The 16,738-nt window shown below is 71.1% G+C and carries 11 protein-coding genes; 5 read left to right on the top strand and 6 right to left on the bottom strand.

The window, feature by feature from the left end:
• The first annotated feature begins 203 nt into the window (after positions 1–203).
• Positions 204–965: a response regulator gene (locus HA039_RS21715; RefSeq protein WP_167032542.1), complete on the top strand. Its 762-nt coding sequence runs from the start codon at positions 204–206 to the stop codon at positions 963–965.
• Positions 966–999: 34 nt separating this feature from the next.
• Here the strand turns inward: HA039_RS21715 and HA039_RS21720 are convergent, their stop codons facing one another.
• Together HA039_RS21720 and HA039_RS21725 are read right to left on the bottom strand one after the other, a co-directional pair.
• The gene (locus HA039_RS21720) at positions 1,000–2,196 is read right to left on the bottom strand and encodes a winged helix-turn-helix domain-containing protein (RefSeq protein WP_167032544.1); all 1,197 of its coding nucleotides are present in this window, start codon (positions 2,194–2,196) and stop codon (positions 1,000–1,002) included.
• 51 nt (positions 2,197–2,247) lie between these two features.
• Positions 2,248–2,820, bottom strand: a complete 573-nt coding sequence (locus tag HA039_RS21725) for a GNAT family N-acetyltransferase (protein WP_167032546.1) — start codon at positions 2,818–2,820, stop codon at positions 2,248–2,250.
• Between the two features lie 240 nt (positions 2,821–3,060).
• Between HA039_RS21725 and secA the strand changes: the two genes are divergently transcribed.
• Positions 3,061–5,883 (top strand): preprotein translocase subunit SecA, encoded by a 2,823-nt coding sequence (secA, locus tag HA039_RS21730; protein WP_167032548.1) that lies wholly within the window; start codon positions 3,061–3,063, stop codon positions 5,881–5,883.
• Positions 5,884–5,940: 57 nt separating this feature from the next.
• Here secA and HA039_RS21735 read toward each other — a convergent pair whose 3' ends face one another.
• Positions 5,941–6,285: an Rv3235 family protein gene (locus HA039_RS21735; protein ID WP_167037326.1), complete on the bottom strand. Its 345-nt coding sequence runs from the start codon at positions 6,283–6,285 to the stop codon at positions 5,941–5,943.
• A gap of 610 nt (positions 6,286–6,895) precedes the next feature.
• Here HA039_RS21735 and HA039_RS21740 point away from each other — a divergent pair.
• The 3 genes from HA039_RS21740 to HA039_RS21750 all read left to right on the top strand — a co-directional run bounded on the left by HA039_RS21740 (position 6,896) and on the right by HA039_RS21750 (position 13,575).
• Complete coding sequence (locus HA039_RS21740; RefSeq protein ID WP_167032550.1) at positions 6,896–7,402, top strand: DUF6912 family protein; 507 nt, start codon at positions 6,896–6,898, stop codon at positions 7,400–7,402.
• A gap of 71 nt (positions 7,403–7,473) precedes the next feature.
• On the top strand, positions 7,474–8,157 hold the full coding sequence (locus HA039_RS21745) for an HAD family hydrolase (RefSeq protein WP_167032552.1): 684 nt from the start codon (positions 7,474–7,476) through the stop codon (positions 8,155–8,157).
• Positions 8,158–8,493: 336 nt separating this feature from the next.
• The gene (locus tag HA039_RS21750; RefSeq protein ID WP_167032554.1) at positions 8,494–13,575 is read left to right on the top strand and encodes an NAD-glutamate dehydrogenase; all 5,082 of its coding nucleotides are present in this window, start codon (positions 8,494–8,496) and stop codon (positions 13,573–13,575) included.
• Positions 13,576–13,606: 31 nt separating this feature from the next.
• Here the strand turns inward: HA039_RS21750 and HA039_RS21755 are convergent, their stop codons facing one another.
• The 3 genes from HA039_RS21755 to HA039_RS21765 are packed head-to-tail and all read right to left on the bottom strand — an operon-like array spanning position 13,607 to position 16,676.
• Positions 13,607–14,995, bottom strand: a complete 1,389-nt coding sequence (locus HA039_RS21755) for a glycosyltransferase 87 family protein (protein ID WP_425086370.1) — start codon at positions 14,993–14,995, stop codon at positions 13,607–13,609.
• Positions 14,996–15,022: 27 nt separating this feature from the next.
• Positions 15,023–15,811, bottom strand: coding sequence for an ABC transporter ATP-binding protein (locus tag HA039_RS21760; protein ID WP_167032556.1), 789 nt, complete (start codon positions 15,809–15,811; stop codon positions 15,023–15,025).
• The gene (locus HA039_RS21765) at positions 15,804–16,676 is read right to left on the bottom strand and encodes an ABC transporter permease (protein WP_167037332.1); all 873 of its coding nucleotides are present in this window, start codon (positions 16,674–16,676) and stop codon (positions 15,804–15,806) included. The genes HA039_RS21760 and HA039_RS21765 overlap by 8 nt, the downstream gene beginning before the upstream one ends.
• Positions 16,677–16,738: the final 62 nt, after the last annotated feature.

The following is a 16,738-nucleotide window of genomic DNA, read 5'->3' on the forward strand; positions in this document are numbered from 1 at the left end:
CGGTCGGGAAAAGGCTGAGACATGGCCCCCGGTGGTGCCCGTGAGGACTCCCTGAGCCCTCACGGGCACCACCGCGTGGCGGCGGCGTCACCGCTGCGGCGCCCGGGCATGAAATCATGACGTCGCAAGCCAACACGTGGTCTGCGAACAGCGGTTGGCCGGCACTCATGAACTTCGGGCCATGGCCTTCAGGGGGAGGAACGATGGCGGACAGCTTCGGGCCGGTGCACGGCACGGACCACGCCGGCCACAGGGCCGGGGGTCCGGGGTCGGACGCCGACACGGACCGGGGCGGGTCCCGCAAGGAGCCGATCCGGGTCCTCGTGGTGGATGACCACGCACTCTTCCGCCGGGGCCTGGAGATCGTCCTCGCCCAGGAGGAGGACATCCAGGTCGTCGGTGAGGCGGGCGACGGCGCGGAGGCCGTCGACAAGGCCGCCGACCTGTTGCCGGACATCGTGCTGATGGACGTACGGATGCCCAAGCGCGGCGGGATCGAGGCCTGCACCTCCATCAAGGAGGTGGCACCGAGTGCCAAGATCATCATGCTGACGATCAGCGACGAGGAGGCCGACCTCTACGACGCGATCAAGGCGGGCGCGACCGGATATCTCCTCAAGGAGATCTCCACGGACGAGGTGGCCACCGCCATTCGCGCGGTCGCCGACGGGCAGTCGCAGATCAGTCCTTCCATGGCGTCCAAGCTGCTGACCGAGTTCAAATCGATGATTCAGCGCTCCGACGAACGCAGACTCGTTCCCGCGCCGCGCCTGACCGAACGGGAACTCGAAGTCCTCAAGCTCGTCGCCACCGGAATGAACAACCGCGATATCGCGAAGGAGTTGTTCATCTCCGAGAACACCGTGAAGAACCACGTCCGCAACATTCTGGAGAAGCTGCAACTGCACTCCAGGATGGAGGCCGTGGTCTACGCGATGCGGGAGAAGATCCTCGAGATCCGCTGACCCGCCACCCGCTGACCACTGCCCCGCAGGCACCTCAGAGCGCCGTGAGCGCCTCGGCCAGCGGCCCGCGCAGCTCGGGCGCGTCGACCCGCTCCACCCGTACGTCCGAGCAGCCGACCCACTCCGCCGCCTCGCGCAGCGCCTGCGCCATCGGCAGCACGGCCTTGGGCGTGTCCAGGGAGACGTGCTTGGCGACCAGTGTCCGGCCCTCGCGCGCCGGGTCGACGCGGCCGAGCAGCCGGCCGCCGGACAGCAGCGGCATCGCGAAGTAGCCGTACACCCGCTTGGGCTTGGGGACGTACGCCTCCAGGCGGTGGGTGAAGCCGAAGATCCGCTCGGTGCGCGCCCGCTCCCAGATCAGGGAGTCGAACGGGGACAGCAGGGTCGTACGGTGCCGGCCCCTCGGCGGGCTCGCCAGCGCCTCCGGATCGGCCCACGCGGGCTTCGCCCAGCCCTCGACGGTCACCGGGACCAGGCCCGAGTCCGCGATCACGGCGTCGACCTGCTCGCCCTTGAGCCGGTGGTAGTCCGCGAGGTCGGCGCGGGTGCCGACGCCCAGCGACCGGCCCGCGAGCCGGACCAGCCGGCGAAGGCACTCGGTGTCGTCCAGGTCGTCGTGGAGGAGGTCGCCGGGGACGGCGCGCTCCGCCAGGTCGTACACCCGCTTCCAGCTCCGGCGGCCCGTGCAGACCACCTCGCCGTGCATCAGCGCCCGCTCGACAGCGACCTTGGCCTCCGACCAGTCCCACCAGGGGCCGCCGTTCTTGGCGCCGCCCAGCTCCGTCGCCGTCAGGGGGCCCTCCGCGCGCAGCTGCTTGATCACCGCTTCGTACGCGCCGTCCGCCAGGTCGTGGTACCAGTTCGGGCGGGCCCGGTAGGCGCGGCGGCGGAACGCGAAGTGCGGCCACTCCTCGATCGGCAGGATGCACGCCGCGTGCGACCAGTACTCGAAGGCGTGCGGCGGGTTCGGCGCGGCGCCGGTGCCGGGCGGCGTCCAGTAGGCGTCCTCGACGGTCCTGCGGCCCACCGCGCCCAGGCGCGCGTACGGGATCAGCTCGTGCGAGCGCGCCAGCACCGAGATCGTGTCCAGCTGGACGGCCCCGAGGTGGCGCAGCAGGCCCCGGACCCCGCCCCGGCGGTCCGGGGCGCCCAGGAACCCCTGGGCGCGCAGCGCGATACGGCGGGCCTCGTCGGCGGACAGCTCGGCGGCGGGCGGCGGCACAGTCGTCATGACCGCACGATAGACGGCGGCACCGACAGCGGGCGGCGCCCGGGGGACGGCTCAGGCCCGGGCGGGCAGGTACGGGTAGGGGCTCGGCAGGCCGACGTCGGACGGGAGCACCGCGCCGACCCAGCAGTCACGCAGCGTGCCCTTGTTGAGCAGGGCCGCCCGTAGCGTGCCCTCGACCACGAAACCGGACTTCTCGGCCACCGCGCGTGACCCCCGGTTGCCGACCTCGGCGCGCCACTCCAGCCGTATCGCGCCCAGTGTCGTGAAGGCGAACCTGGTCAGCGCCTTCACGGCCTCCGTCATGTAGCCGTGGCCCCGGTACTCCTTCGCCGTCCAGTAGCCGATCTCCCAGGACCCGGCCGCGGGGTGGTGCAGTGAGACGGCGGCCATCAGCGGCCCGTCGTCGCCGCGCCGCACGGCGAAGGCGTACGCGCTGTCGTCGCGCCATCCGTCGGGGACCAGCTGCCCGACGAACTGTTCGGCGTGGTGGCGCGCGTACGGCGAGGGGATCGTCGTCCAGCGCTGGATCTCGGGGTCCTGGCAGGCGTCGAGGACGGCGTCCGTGTCGTCCGGCGTGAAGATGCTCAGCGTCAGACGCTCGGTCGTGAGGGTGAGAGGCTCCATGTACGGATTCTGGTGACGGCCGACCCGCCGCGCGAGCACTTTTCGTGTCTCACCGGCACCTTCCGCGCGTTCCGCGCGTTCTCATTGCGGGTGACAGCAGGCCTGCGTGACAGCGGCCCTCCCGGCGCAGGCGGGTCCTCGCTTACGATGGCCGATGCGGTGGGGCCCGCCTGCCGTGCCCGCGCCCGTGTTCCCATACCACCCACGTGCCAGGCCCGACCGGCAAGGAGACCAGCCTCAGTGTCCGTCTTCAACAAGCTCATGCGTGCAGGCGAAGGCAAGATCCTGCGCAAACTGCACCGCATCGCGGACCAGGTCAACTCCATCGAAGAGGACTTCGAGAGCCTCTCCGACGCCGAGTTGCGGGCGCTCACCGACGAGTACAAAGAACGCTACTCCGACGGCGAGAGCCTGGACGACCTGCTTCCCGAGGCCTTCGCGACCGTCCGCGAGGCGGCCAGGCGCGTTCTCGGCCAGCGTCCTTACGACGTCCAGCTGATGGGTGGCGCCGCGCTGCACCTCGGTTATGTCGCCGAGATGAAGACCGGTGAGGGCAAGACCCTCGTCGGCACCCTGCCCGCCTACCTGAACGCGCTGTCCGGCAAGGGCGTCCACCTGATCACGGTGAACGACTACCTGGCCGAGCGTGACTCGGAGCTGATGGGGCGCGTCCACAAGTTCCTCGGCCTGTCCGTCGGCTGCATCCTGGCGAACATGACGCCCGCGCAGCGCCGCGAGCAGTACGCGTGCGACATCACGTACGGCACGAACAACGAGTTCGGCTTCGACTACCTGCGCGACAACATGGCGTGGTCCCAGGACGAGCTGGTCCAGCGCGGTCACAACTACGCGATCGTCGACGAGGTCGACTCGATCCTCGTGGACGAGGCCCGTACGCCGCTGATCATCTCCGGCCCCGCCGACCAGGCCACCAAGTGGTACGGGGACTTCGCGAAGCTCGTCACGCGCCTCGCCAAGGGCGAGGCCGGCAACTCGCTCAAGGGCATCGAGGAGACCGGCGACTACGAGGTCGACGAGAAGAAGCGCACGGTCGCCATCCACGAGCCCGGTGTCGCGAAGGTCGAGGACTGGCTGGGCATCGACAACCTGTACGAGTCTGTGAACACCCCGCTCGTCGGTTACCTGAACAACGCGATCAAGGCCAAGGAACTCTTCAAGAAGGACAAGGACTACGTCGTCATCGATGGCGAAGTCATGATCGTCGACGAGCACACCGGCCGTATCCTCGCGGGCCGCCGCTACAACGAGGGCATGCACCAGGCGATCGAGGCGAAGGAAGGGGTGGACATCAAGGACGAGAACCAGACCCTGGCGACCATCACCCTCCAGAACTTCTTCCGCCTCTACGGCAAGCTCTCCGGCATGACCGGTACGGCCATGACCGAGGCCGCCGAGTTCCACCAGATCTACAAGCTGGGCGTCGTCCCGATCCCGACGAACCGGGCCATGGTCCGCAAGGACCAGTCCGACCTGATCTACCGCACCGAGGTCGCCAAGTTCGCGGCGGTCGTCGACGACATCGCGGAGAAGCACGAGAAGGGGCAGCCGATCCTGGTCGGCACGACCTCGGTCGAGAAGTCCGAGTACCTCTCGCAGCAGCTCAGCAAGCGCGGCGTGCAGCACGAGGTCCTCAACGCCAAGCAGCACGACCGGGAGGCGACGATCGTCGCCCAGGCCGGCCGCAAGGGCGCGGTGACGGTCGCCACGAACATGGCCGGCCGTGGTACGGACATCAAGCTCGGCGGCAACCCCGACGACCTCGCGGAGGCGGAGCTGCGCCAGCGCGGCCTGGACCCCGTCGAGCACGTCGAGGAGTGGGCCGCGGCCCTGCCCGCCGCGCTGGAGAAGGCCGAGAAGGCCGTGCAGGCGGAGTTCGAGGAGGTCAAGGAGCTCGGCGGGCTGTACGTGCTGGGCACCGAGCGGCACGAGTCGCGCCGTATCGACAACCAGCTGCGCGGTCGTTCCGGACGTCAGGGTGACCCGGGCGAGTCGCGGTTCTACCTGTCGCTGGGCGACGACCTGATGCGGCTGTTCAAGGCGCAGATGGTCGAGCGCGTCATGTCGATGGCGAACGTCCCCGACGAGGTGCCCATCGAGAACAAGATGGTGACGCGCGCGATCGCCTCGGCCCAGTCGCAGGTCGAGCAGCAGAACTTCGAGACCCGTAAGAACGTCCTGAAGTACGACGAGGTCCTGAACCGGCAGCGCGAGGTCATCTACGGCGAGCGCCGCCGCGTCCTGGAGGGCGAGGACCTGCACGAGCAGGTGCGGCACTTCATGGACGACACGATCGACGCGTACATCCAGGCGGAGACCGTCGAGGGCTTCGCCGAGGAATGGGACCTGGACCGGCTGTGGGGCGCCTTCAAGCAGCTCTACCCGGTGAAGGTCACCGTGGACGAGCTGGAGGAGGCGGCCGGGGACCGGGCGGGGATCACCGCCGAGTTCATCGGCGAGTCCATCAAGGACGACATCCACGACCAGTACGAGGACCGGGAGAACCAGCTCGGCTCCGACATCATGCGTGAGCTGGAGCGGCGCGTGGTGCTGTCGGTCCTGGACCGCAAGTGGCGTGAGCACCTCTACGAGATGGACTACCTCCAGGAGGGCATCGGCCTGCGGGCGATGGCCCAGAAGGACCCGCTGGTCGAGTACCAGCGCGAGGGCTTCGACATGTTCAACGCCATGATGGAGGGCATCAAGGAGGAGTCCGTCGGCTACCTGTTCAACCTGGAGGTCCAGGTCGAGCAGCAGGTCGAGGAGGTCCCGGTGCAGGACGCGGCGGAGCGTACGTCGCTCAGCAAGGACGCCACGGTGCCGGCGACGCGCCCCGAGATCCGCGCCAAGGGGCTGGACGCCCCGCAGCGGCCGGACCGGCTGCACTTCTCCGCCCCCACGGTGGACGGCGAGGGCGGTGTGGTCGAGGGCGACTTCCAGAACGCGGACGGGCCGACGCGCTCCACGTCGGACGGGCTGACGCGCGCGGAGCGCCGGAAGGCGCAGAAGGGTGGCGCGCAGGGCGGGCGCCGTCGCAAGAAGTAGGTCTGTGTCCTGACGGACGGGCCGGGGCGGGCGCAGGTGGCGCGCCCCGGCCCGTCGTCATGTCCGGGCGCCGCCCAGCTCGACCGCGGCGCACCGCCAGCGCAGGTCGGCGCCCCGCTCCAGGCGGAACGCGATGGCCCGCACCTGCGCGCCCGCCGCGATGCTGGCGGACGCCTCCAGGACGCCGGGGCGCGGCTCGAAGCTCCGGCAGGTACGGACGACGGGGTGCACGCCGCGGGCCCTCAGGGGGGTGCCGGGGGCGAGGCGTACGAGCTGCTCGTACGCCTCGCCGACGGTCTGGCCGAGCATCCAGTGCACGGGCCGGCGGCCGCTGAGGACGGCGAGCAGGCGCTCGGCGAACAGCTCGTGCGGAGGGACGTGGCGGCGCCGCTGCGGGACCACCGTGCCGGGCCTGCGCGCGTCACGCCGCCCGGGCGGCCGCCCGGGCCCACCCGCCCCGGAGGGGCGCCCGGGGGCGCCCGCGGCGCGAGCGGGCGTCGTGGGGGTCGCTTCGGACGGGCGGGTCGTGCCCGCGTCGTGAGCGGTGTTCGCCGTGCCCGTCGTAGGCGCCGTTCCTGCCGCGCTCGCCGTGTTCGTGGTGCTCGCCGTACCCATCGTGTCCCCCGTGTGTGTGGTGCTCGTCGTGCCCGCGTCGCGGGCCCCGGCCGCCGGGGCCGGACGCACGCTCGTTCCCGTTGCGCCGGTGGTCTTCGTCGTTCCTGTTGTGGTCACGCAGATCGCCCCCGTTCTGCCCGGCCGGTGGGGATACCGGTCGGTAACTTGTGATGGGGATCTTCTACGGGGCCGAGGAAGGCGTGGCAAGAGCCGTTCGGGGGCGGGGGGCGCCGGGGCGAAGTCACCTATCCGGGTGATGCGGGCGCCGTGCGGGGCCGGTGGAGGCGGGGGTGGGGGGTTCCCGGGTGGACGGCGGGGGGACCCGTACACGTCACCCCCACGAGGGATTCCCGCACGTATCCTTGGGTGTTCGCCCGACTAGGAAAGCGGTCCGCCCATGCGCGTCTACGTCCCCTCGACCCTCCCCGGTCTCGCAGAGGCGCACAAGACGGGTGAGCTGGGGCCGGGACCGGTCACGGCGTACGCGGTGACCCCCGGGCTGCGCGAGTGGTACGTCTCCGACGACATCGAGGAGCTGGAGTACGCGGCCCTCAACCGCGCCGCCGCCGCCTCGCTCCGGCTGCTCGCCGCCGATCCCGCCGCCGCCCGCCGCCGGGTGGTCGTCGCCTTCGACGTACCCGACAAGGAAGCCGTCGCCGACCCGGACCGCGGACCGGACTCCGCGGGTCTGGGCGAGGTGCGGATCGCCGCCGCCGTACCGCTCTCCAAGGCCGCCGCCGTCCATGTCGACGCGGACGACGCGGACACCGACGTCTCGGCCGCCGCCGCCGCGCTGGGCGCCGCGGACCACGGTGACGACGACGCTCAGTTCGTCGTGGACGGGGCGGAGGACCACGAGCTGCTCTGGTTCGGGGTCCAGGAGATCGACCACCTCATCGGCTGACCGCGCCGCGGCGGACGCGTAAGGCCCGTGGCCACTGCACCGATGTCAGTGGCGGGCGGTACGGTTTTGCCATGGGGAAGCAGAACACGCACCTGGTCTGGGACTGGAACGGCACCCTCCTGGACGACACCGAGGCGGTCATCGGGGCGACCAACGCCGCCTTCGGCGAGATCGGCCTGGAGCCGATCACCCTCGCGCGCTACCGCGAGTTGTACTGCGTGCCCGTCCCGGTCTTCTACGAGCGCCTGATGGGCCGGCTGCCGACGGACGCCGAGTGGACCGTCATGGACCAGGCCTTCCACCGGCACTACACGGAGCAGCGCGTGGGCTCCCGACTGACCGCCGGTGTCGAGGAGCTGCTGGCGGCCTGGACCCTGGCGGGCCGCAGCCAGTCGCTGCTCAGCATGTACGGCCACGAGGAGCTCGTCCCGGTGGTGCGCGGGTACGGCATCGAGAGTCATTTCGTCCGGGTCGACGGGCGCACGGGCCCCTCCGGGGGGAGCAAGGCGCTGCACATGGAGCGCCATCTGATCGCCCTCGCGTCGGCCGGCGCGATATCGCCCGGTCGTACGGTGGTCATCGGCGACGCGGTGGACGACGCGGTCGCGGCGGCGCACGTGGGCGCGCGGGCGGTGCTGTACACGGGCGGGTCGCACAGCAGGGCCAGCCTGGAGGTGGCGGGGGTGCCGGTCGTCGACTCCCTGGAGGAGGCCGTGGAAGCGGCACAGGACCTGGTGGGCCGAGAGCACGCCTGAGTCCCGGTGTCGCGGGCCGGAGTGTCAAAGTTCACGGTGAGCTTTTGTACACATGCGGCTCATGACGGCGCCCCGGTGGAGAGCGATAGCCTGGGGCCGTGATCAGCGCGATATGCCGTGGGGGCAGCGAAGCCCCCCGTCTGCGCCCGGAGCGCCACCGCGCCCGGGCCGTCGTCGATCCCCGTTATCCGGACCGGCCGTCAAAATTGGCCAATAACGTCCCGGACATCTCTCATCGCGGCATAACGTCGACCCCGACCGGAAACCCCGCGTCGTGGCGTTGTGGCGCTTCTTTCATCTACGTCACGCAACGGCGCGCGACAGGAGCCAGAGGACATGCAGACCAAGCTGGACGAAGCCAAGGCCGAGCTGCTCGAACGGGCGGCCCGGGTCGCTGAGAACAGCCCGGCAGGGGAGACCGGAGGGCCGGGGGGCATCCCCCTGGCGGACCAGGACGCGGCAGGGGCCGCGCACGAGGGGCGGTCCTCCCGGGACGCGCTGCTCGCCTACCTCCAGCGCTACTACCTGCACACCGCCCCCGAGGACCTGGCCGACCGCGATCCGGTCGACCTCTACGGCGCGGCGCTCTCGCACTACCGACTGGCCGGGAACCGACCGCAGGGGACGGCCAACGTGCGGGTCCACACCCCGACGGTCGAGGAGAACGGCTGGACGTGCAGCCACACCGTCGTCGAGGTCGTCACCGACGACATGCCCTTCCTGGTCGATTCCGTCACCAACGAGCTGTCCCGCCAGGGCCGCGGCATCCACGCCGTGATCCACCCGCAGGTCGTCGTCCGCCGCGACGTCACCGGCAAGCTGATCGAGGTGCTCCCCGACGGCCCCGCCGCCGGGGCGGAGCGCCCGCACGACGCGGTCACCGAGTCCTGGATCCACGTCGAGATCGACCGTGAGTCCGACCGCGACGACCTCGTGCAGATGACCTCCGACCTGCGCCGCATCCTGTCCGACGTACGGGAGACCGTCGAGGACTGGGACAAGATGCGCGAGGCCGCGCTGCGCATCGCCGAGGAACTGCCCGGCGAGCCGACCGCGGACGACCTGCGCGTCCAGGAGGTCGACGAGGCCAGGGAGCTGCTGCGCTGGCTCGCCGCCGACCACTTCACCTTCCTCGGCTACCGCGAGTACCAGCTGACGGACACCGACTCGCTGTCCGCCGTGGCCGGCACCGGCCTCGGCATCCTGCGCTCCGACCCGCACCACAGCGAGGACGACGACCACCCGGTCAGCCCGTCGTTCAGCCGCCTGCCCGCCGACGCGCGCGCCAAGGCCCGCGAGCACAAGCTGCTCGTCCTCACGAAGGCCAACAGCCGGGCCACCGTGCACCGCCCCAGCTACCTCGACTACGTCGGCGTGAAGAAGTTCGACGACAAGGGCAACGTCGTCGGCGAGCGCCGCTTCCTCGGCCTCTTCTCCTCCGCCGCGTACACCGAGTCCGTCCGCCGCGTGCCGGTCGTGCGCCGCAAGGTCGCCGAGGTCCTGGAGGGCGCCGGGTACTCGCCGAACAGCCACGACGGCCGCGACCTCGTGCAGATCCTGGAGACGTACCCCCGCGACGAGCTGTTCCAGACGCCCGTCGACCAGCTGCGCTCGATCGTCACCAGCGTCCTCTACCTCCAGGAGCGCCGCCGGCTGCGGCTGTACCTGCGCCAGGACGAGTACGGGCGCTACTACTCCGCCCTCGTCTACCTGCCGCGCGACCGGTACACCACCGGGGTCAGGCTGCGCCTGGTCGACATCCTCAAGGAGGAACTCGGCGGCACCAGCGTCGACTTCACCGCGTGGAACACCGAGTCGATCCTCTCCCGGCTGCACTTCGTCGTCCGGGTCCCGCCGGGCACCGAGATCGCCGAGCTGACCGACGCGGACGCCGACCGGATCGAGGCCCGGCTCGTCGAGGCCGCCCGCTCCTGGGCGGACGCCTTCTCCGAGGCGCTGAACACCGAATGCGGCGAGGAGCGCGCGGCCGAGCTGCTGCGCCGGTACGGGGCCGCCTTCCCCGAGGGCTACAAGGCGGACCACACCCCCCGGGCCGCGGTCGCCGACCTCGTCCACCTGGAGGCGCTCACCAACGACGACAAGGACTTCTCGCTCTCCCTGTACGAACCGGTCGGCGCGGCCCCCGGCGAGCGGCGGTTCAAGATCTACCGCCTGGGCGAGCAGGTATCCCTCTCGCGCGTCCTGCCGGTGCTCCAGCGGCTCGGCGTCGAGGTCGTCGACGAGCGGCCGTACGAGCTGCGCTGCGCGGACCGTACACACGCCTGGATCTACGACTTCGGCCTGCGGATGCCGGTGGCCGGCCTCGGCGGGGAGACCCGCGCCGACGACGCGCGCGAGCGCTTCCAGGAGGCCTTCGCCGCCGTCTGGACCGGCGCGGCGGAGAACGACGGCTTCAACTCCCTCGTCCTGGAGGCCGGGCTGAGCTGGCGCCAGGCGATGGTGCTGCGCGCCTACGCCAAGTACCTGCGCCAGTCCGGGGCGACGTTCAGCCAGGACTACATGGAGGACACCCTCCGTACGAACGTCCACACCACCCGCCTGCTCGTCTCGCTCTTCGAGGCGCGGATGTCGCCGGGCCACCAGCGCGCCGGCACGGAGCTGACCGACGGGCTGCTGGAGGAGCTGGACGGGGCGCTGGACCAGGTCGCCAGCCTGGACGAGGACCGGATCCTGCGGTCCTTCCTCACGCTCATCAAGGCGACGCTGCGGACGAACTACTTCCAGAGCGCGAGCCTGGACACCGGCACGTCGGACAAGACCGAGGACGCCGAGAGGGCCGAGCGGTCCGGGAAGGCCGGGAAGCCCGGTAAGGCCGACCAGAAGGCCGCGGTCGCCAAGCACCACACCTACGTGTCGATGAAGTTCGACCCGCAGGCCATCCCCGACCTGCCGGCCCCCCGGCCCGCGTACGAGATCTGGGTCTACTCCCCGCGCGTCGAAGGGGTGCACCTGCGCTTCGGCAAGGTCGCCCGCGGCGGGCTGCGCTGGTCCGACCGGCGGGAGGACTTCCGTACGGAGATCCTCGGCCTGGTCAAGGCGCAGATGGTCAAGAACACGGTGATCGTGCCCGTCGGCGCCAAGGGCGGCTTCGTCGCCAAGCAGCTGCCCGACCCGGCCGTGGACCGGGACGCGTGGCTGGCCGAGGGCATCGCCGCGTACAAGATCTTCATCTCGGCGCTGCTCGACATCACGGACAACATGGTCGCGGGCGCGGTCGTGCCCCCCACCGACGTCGTCCGGCACGACGAGGACGACACCTACCTGGTCGTCGCCGCCGACAAGGGCACGGCGAGCTTCTCCGACATCGCCAACGCCGTCGCGGTCGCCTACGACTTCTGGCTCGGCGACGCGTTCGCCTCCGGTGGCAGCGCCGGATACGACCACAAGGGCATGGGCATCACGGCCCGCGGCGCCTGGGAGTCCGTCGAGCGGCACTTCCGGGAGCTGGGCCACGACACCCAGTCCGAGGACTTCACGGTCGTCGGCGTCGGCGACATGTCGGGCGACGTGTTCGGCAACGGCATGCTGCTCTCCGAGCACATCCGCCTCGTCGCGGCCTTCGACCACCGGCACATCTTCATCGACCCGCACCCGGACGCGGCCACCTCGTTCGAGGAGCGCCGCCGGCTCTTCGGCCTCCAGCGCTCCTCCTGGGCCGACTACGACAAGGCGCTGCTGTCGCAGGGCGGCGGCATCCACCCCCGTACGGCCAAGTCGATCCCCGTCAACACGCACGTCCGCGAGGCGCTCGGCATCGAGCCCGGGGTCACGAAGCTGACCCCCGCCGAGCTGATGAAGGCGATCCTCCAGGCCCCGGTGGACCTGCTCTGGAACGGCGGGATCGGTACGTACGTCAAGGCCTCCACGGAGTCGGACGCGGACGTCGGCGACAAGGCCAACGACGCGATCCGGGTCAACGGCGAGGACCTGCGCGTCAAGGTCGTCGGCGAGGGCGGCAACCTGGGGCTGACCCAGCTCGGCCGCATCGAGTTCGCCCGCCGGGGCGCCGGCGGCGAGGGCGGCAAGGTCAACACCGACGCCATCGACAACAGCGCCGGCGTGGACACCTCCGACCACGAGGTCAACATCAAGGTCCTGCTCAACGGCCTGGTGACCGAGGGCGACATGACGGTCAAGCAGCGCAACAAGCTGCTGGCCGCGATGACCGACGAGGTCGGCGCGCTGGTGCTGCGCAACAACTACGCGCAGAACACGGCGCTCGGCAACGCGCTCATCCAGTCGCCGTCCCTGCTCCACGCCCACCAGCGCTTCATGCGCCGGCTGGTGCGGGACGGGCACCTGAACCGGGCCCTGGAGTTCCTGCCGACCGACCGGCAGGTCAGGGAGCTGCTCAGCGCCGGGAAGGGGCTGTCCCAGCCCGAGCTGGCCGTGCTGCTCGCCTACACCAAGATCACGGTGGCGGAGGAGCTGATCCACACGGATCTGCCCGACGACCCGTACCTGCGCAAGCTGCTGCACGCGTACTTCCCCGCCCCGCTGCGGGAGCAGTTCGCCGACCGGATCGACGCGCACGCGCTGCGCCGCGAGATCATCACGACGGTCCTGGTCAACGACACGGTGAACACGGGTGGTTCGACCTTCCTGCACCGGCTCCGCGAGGAGACGGGGGCGTCGATCGAGGAGATCGTGCGCGCGCAGACCGCGGCCCGCGAGATCTTCGGGCTGAACGCGGTGTGGGACGCGGTGGAGGCGCTCGACAACAAGGTCGAGGCCGACGTCCAGACCCGGATCAGGCTGCACTCGCGCCGCCTGGTCGAGCGCGGCACGCGCTGGCTGCTGGGCAACCGGCCGCAGCCGCTGGAGATCGCGGCCACGATCGAGTTCTTCGAGGCCGGGGTCGAGGAGGTCTGGGCGCAGCTGCCCACGATGCTGCGCGGCGCGGAGCTGGAGTGGTACCAGCGGATCCTGGAGGAGCTGACCACGGCGGGCGTGCCGGAGGAGCTGGCCCTGCGGGTGGCCGGGTTCTCGTCCGCCTTCCCGACGCTGGACATCGTGGCGATCGCGGACCGTACGGAACAGGACCCGCTGGGCGTCGCCGAGGTGTACTACGACCTCGGGGACCGGCTGCGGATCACCCAGCTGATGGACCGGATCATCGAGCTGCCGCGGGCCGACCGCTGGCAGTCGATGGCCCGCGCCTCGATCCGCGAGGACCTGTACGCGGCGCACGCGGGCCTCACCGCGGACGTGCTGTCCGTCGGGGACGCCAACTCGACTCCCGAGGAGCGCTTCAAGGCGTGGGAGGAGAAGAACGCGGCGATCCTGGGGCGGTCGCGTACGACGCTGGAGGAGATCCAGAGCTCCGACGCGTTCGACCTGGCGAACCTGTCGGTGGCGATGCGGACGATGCGGACGCTGTTGCGTACGCACAGCTGAGCCGTACCCCCGGCGCCGGACGGGCTGTGTCTCAGCCCGTCCGGCGGTCGGGGCGCGTGCCCGTCCACAGGGCGCGGCAGGCCAGCAGGGCCGCCGCCAGCAGCAGGCCGTTCCTGACGACCATCAGGGCGACGCCCGCCACCGTGCCGGCGACGACCTCCTCGTACAGCACGGGGTACGCGAGCGCGCTGAGCGCGGTCGCGGGCAGCAGGAGCAGCGCCACCGTGCGCTGCCGGGTGTGCCGGGACGTGAGGCAGACCGCGCCCAGGCCGAGGAGCCAGACCAGGTACTGCGGGCTGATCACCCGGCTGGTGACGGTGAACAGCAGGACGGCGGCGAGCGCGGCGTCGAAGGGCGTCGCCGGGTTCCAGCGGCGGGCGCGGAGGCGCCAGAGCAGGAGCCAGCAGCAGGCGGCGGCGGTCAGCAGCAGGGAGATCCGGGCGACGCTCGACACGTACGGGCCGGTGAACTCGAAGGCGCCGTAGCGGTATTCGACCGTGCCCGGCCAGCCCGCCAGCCGGGCCACGGCGAGCGCGGTGCCGCCGAGCGACTCGATCTGGACGCCCCGGTGCCGCTGCTGGTCCAGGAAGGCCAGGGTGTGGGTGTGGCCCAGGGCCAGGACGCCCAGCAGGGCGGCGGCGGCCACGGCCGCGGAGGCCCAGGAGGCGCGGGTGGTACGGCCCCGGGGGGTGCCCAGCAGGGTCAGCAGCGGCCACCCCTTCACCAGGGCGCCGAGGCCGGCGAGCGCGCCGCCGGCGCGGGGCCGGCGCCGGACGGCGAGCAGGGCCAGTACGGCGAGGGCGGTGACCTGGACGTCGTACCGGGCCAGCGGGATGTGCAGAAGGAGCGGCAGCCCGCAGACCCAGAGCCAGGCGCCCGCGGGGCCGGCGCCCCGGCCCGGCCTGGCCTCGATCCCGGTGCCCGCCCCCGGGTCGACGGAGGTCTCGGCGGGGGACGGGTCCTGGTCCGGCGCCGCCCGGTCGGAGGCGTCGGTGCGGCCCGCGCGGGCGAGCGCGAAGGCGATGACGGCGTCGGCGAGCAGGGCCAGCGCGACGAAGGCCTGGAAGTACGTCAGCCACGGCAGGAGCGCGGGGGACAGGATCACGGCGCCGGCGCCGGGCGGGTACTGCCAGGTGGAGTCGTCGGCGGGGAAGGTGCCCCGGCCGAGTTGTTCCGACCAGCCCCGGTAGAGGACGTACACCTCGCGGCTGACCCCGCCGACCCCGAGGTCGTCGCGGACGAGCAGGGCGAGCATCGCCAGCCGGGTCACGGCCCAGACGGAGACGAGCGCGAGGCCGGACCGGGGGCCCGCGCGGCGCGTTCCCGGGTGGCCGGGGGTGAGGAGGGGGCCGAAGCCGGGGGGAGGGGCCACGGAGGAACGGGCTGGGGTGCCGGCCGTGCCGGTCCGACGGGTAATCATCGACCGGCAGCCTAGCCCGCTTTGTGCCTATTTCTTGCTGCTTGAGAACTCCTGGTAGGCGGCGACTACCTCTTTGGCGGGGCCGTCCATCCGCAGGACGCCCGATTCCAGCCAGAGCGCGCGGTCGCAGGTGTCGGTGATGGTGTTGTTGCTGTGGCTGACGAGGAAGACCGTGCCGGCCTCCTTGCGCAGCTCGGTGATGCGTTCCTTGCTGCGGTTCTGGAACTTGGCGTCGCCGGTCGAGAGGGCCTCGTCGATGAGCAGGACGTCGTGGTTCTTGGCGGCGGCGATCGAGAAGCGCAGCCGGGCGCCCATGCCGGAGGAGTACGTGCGCATCGGCAGCGAGATGAAGTCGTCCTTCTCGTTGATGCCGGAGAACTCCACGATGCCGGCGTACCGCTCGCGGACCTCTTCGCGGGACATGCCCATGGCGAGGCCGCCGAGGATGACGTTCCGCTCGCCGGTCAGGTCGCCCATCAGCGCGGCGTTGACGCCGAGCAGGGAGGGCTGGCCCTCGGTGTGGATCATGCCCTTGGTCGGCGGCAGCAGCCCGGCGATGGCCTTGAGCAGCGTCGACTTGCCGGATCCGTTGGAGCCGATGAGGCCGATCGCCTCGCCCTTGTATGCGACGAAGCTGACGCCCTTGACGGCGTGCACCTCGCGGACGCCGGGGGTGGCGCGCCGGGAGACGATCCGGCTGAGGGCGGAGGTCGCGGAGCCCTTGCCGCCCTTGGTGCCGTGGACCTTGTACGTGATGTGGACACCGTCGACGATCACGGTGGGGGTGGGCTCGTCCTGGGGGGTGAGGTCAGCCACGTCCGTACTCCTCCTCTGCCTTCCAGAAGTAGACAAATCCGCCGACCCCGACCACGACCGCCCAGCCGAGCGCGATGGCCCAGACGTGCGAGGGCAGTTTGTCGGCGCCGAAACTGTCGATCAGGGCGAAGCGCATCAGGTCGATGTAGATGGCGGCCGGGTTCCACTGGAGCAGCAGCGCCACCGTGTGCGGCAGCTTCCCGGACACCTTGTCGATGCTGTACATCACGCCGGAGACGTACATCCAGGTACGCAGCAGGAAGGGCGTGAGCTGGGCGATGTCCGGGGTCTTGGCGCCGAGCCTCGCCATGATCATCGAGACGCCGCCCAGGAACACCGACTGGAGCACCAGCGCGGGCGCGGCCAGCAGCCAGCTGAGCGTCGGGTACTGCCCGAAGCAGACCAGGATCGCGGCCAGCGCGACCATCGAGAACAGCAGTTGCTGGAGCTGTTGCAGCGCGAACGCCAGGGGCAGCGAGGCGCGGGGGAAGTGCAGGGCCCTGACCAGGCCCAGGTTGCCGGAGATCGCCCGGGTGCCCGCCGTGATCGCGCTGGACGTGAAGGTCCAGATGAAGACGCCGGTGACCAGGAACGGGATGTAGTCCGGCACGCCGTGCTTGGTGTTCAGCAGGACGCCGAAGATGAAGTAGTAGACCGTCGCGTTGAGCAGCGGGGTCATGATCTGCCAGATCTGGCCGAGTTTCGCCTGGCTGTACTGGGCCGTCAGCCGCGCGGTCGCGAACGCGGTGATGAAGTGCCGGCGTGACCAGAGCTGGCGGACGTACGCGGGCAGGGAGGGGCGGGCTCCGCTCACCTTCAGCCCGTGGCGGGCGGCGAGGGCGGCGAGGTCCGTCCCCGGGGGCAGGAGACCGGTTCCGACCTGGGCTTTCCGGTCGTTGTCCGGGGAGCCCTGGCCGGGGTCCGGCG

Source organism: Streptomyces liangshanensis, from assembly GCF_011694815.1.
GTDB classification, from domain to species: Bacteria; Actinomycetota; Actinomycetes; order Streptomycetales; family Streptomycetaceae; genus Streptomyces; species Streptomyces liangshanensis.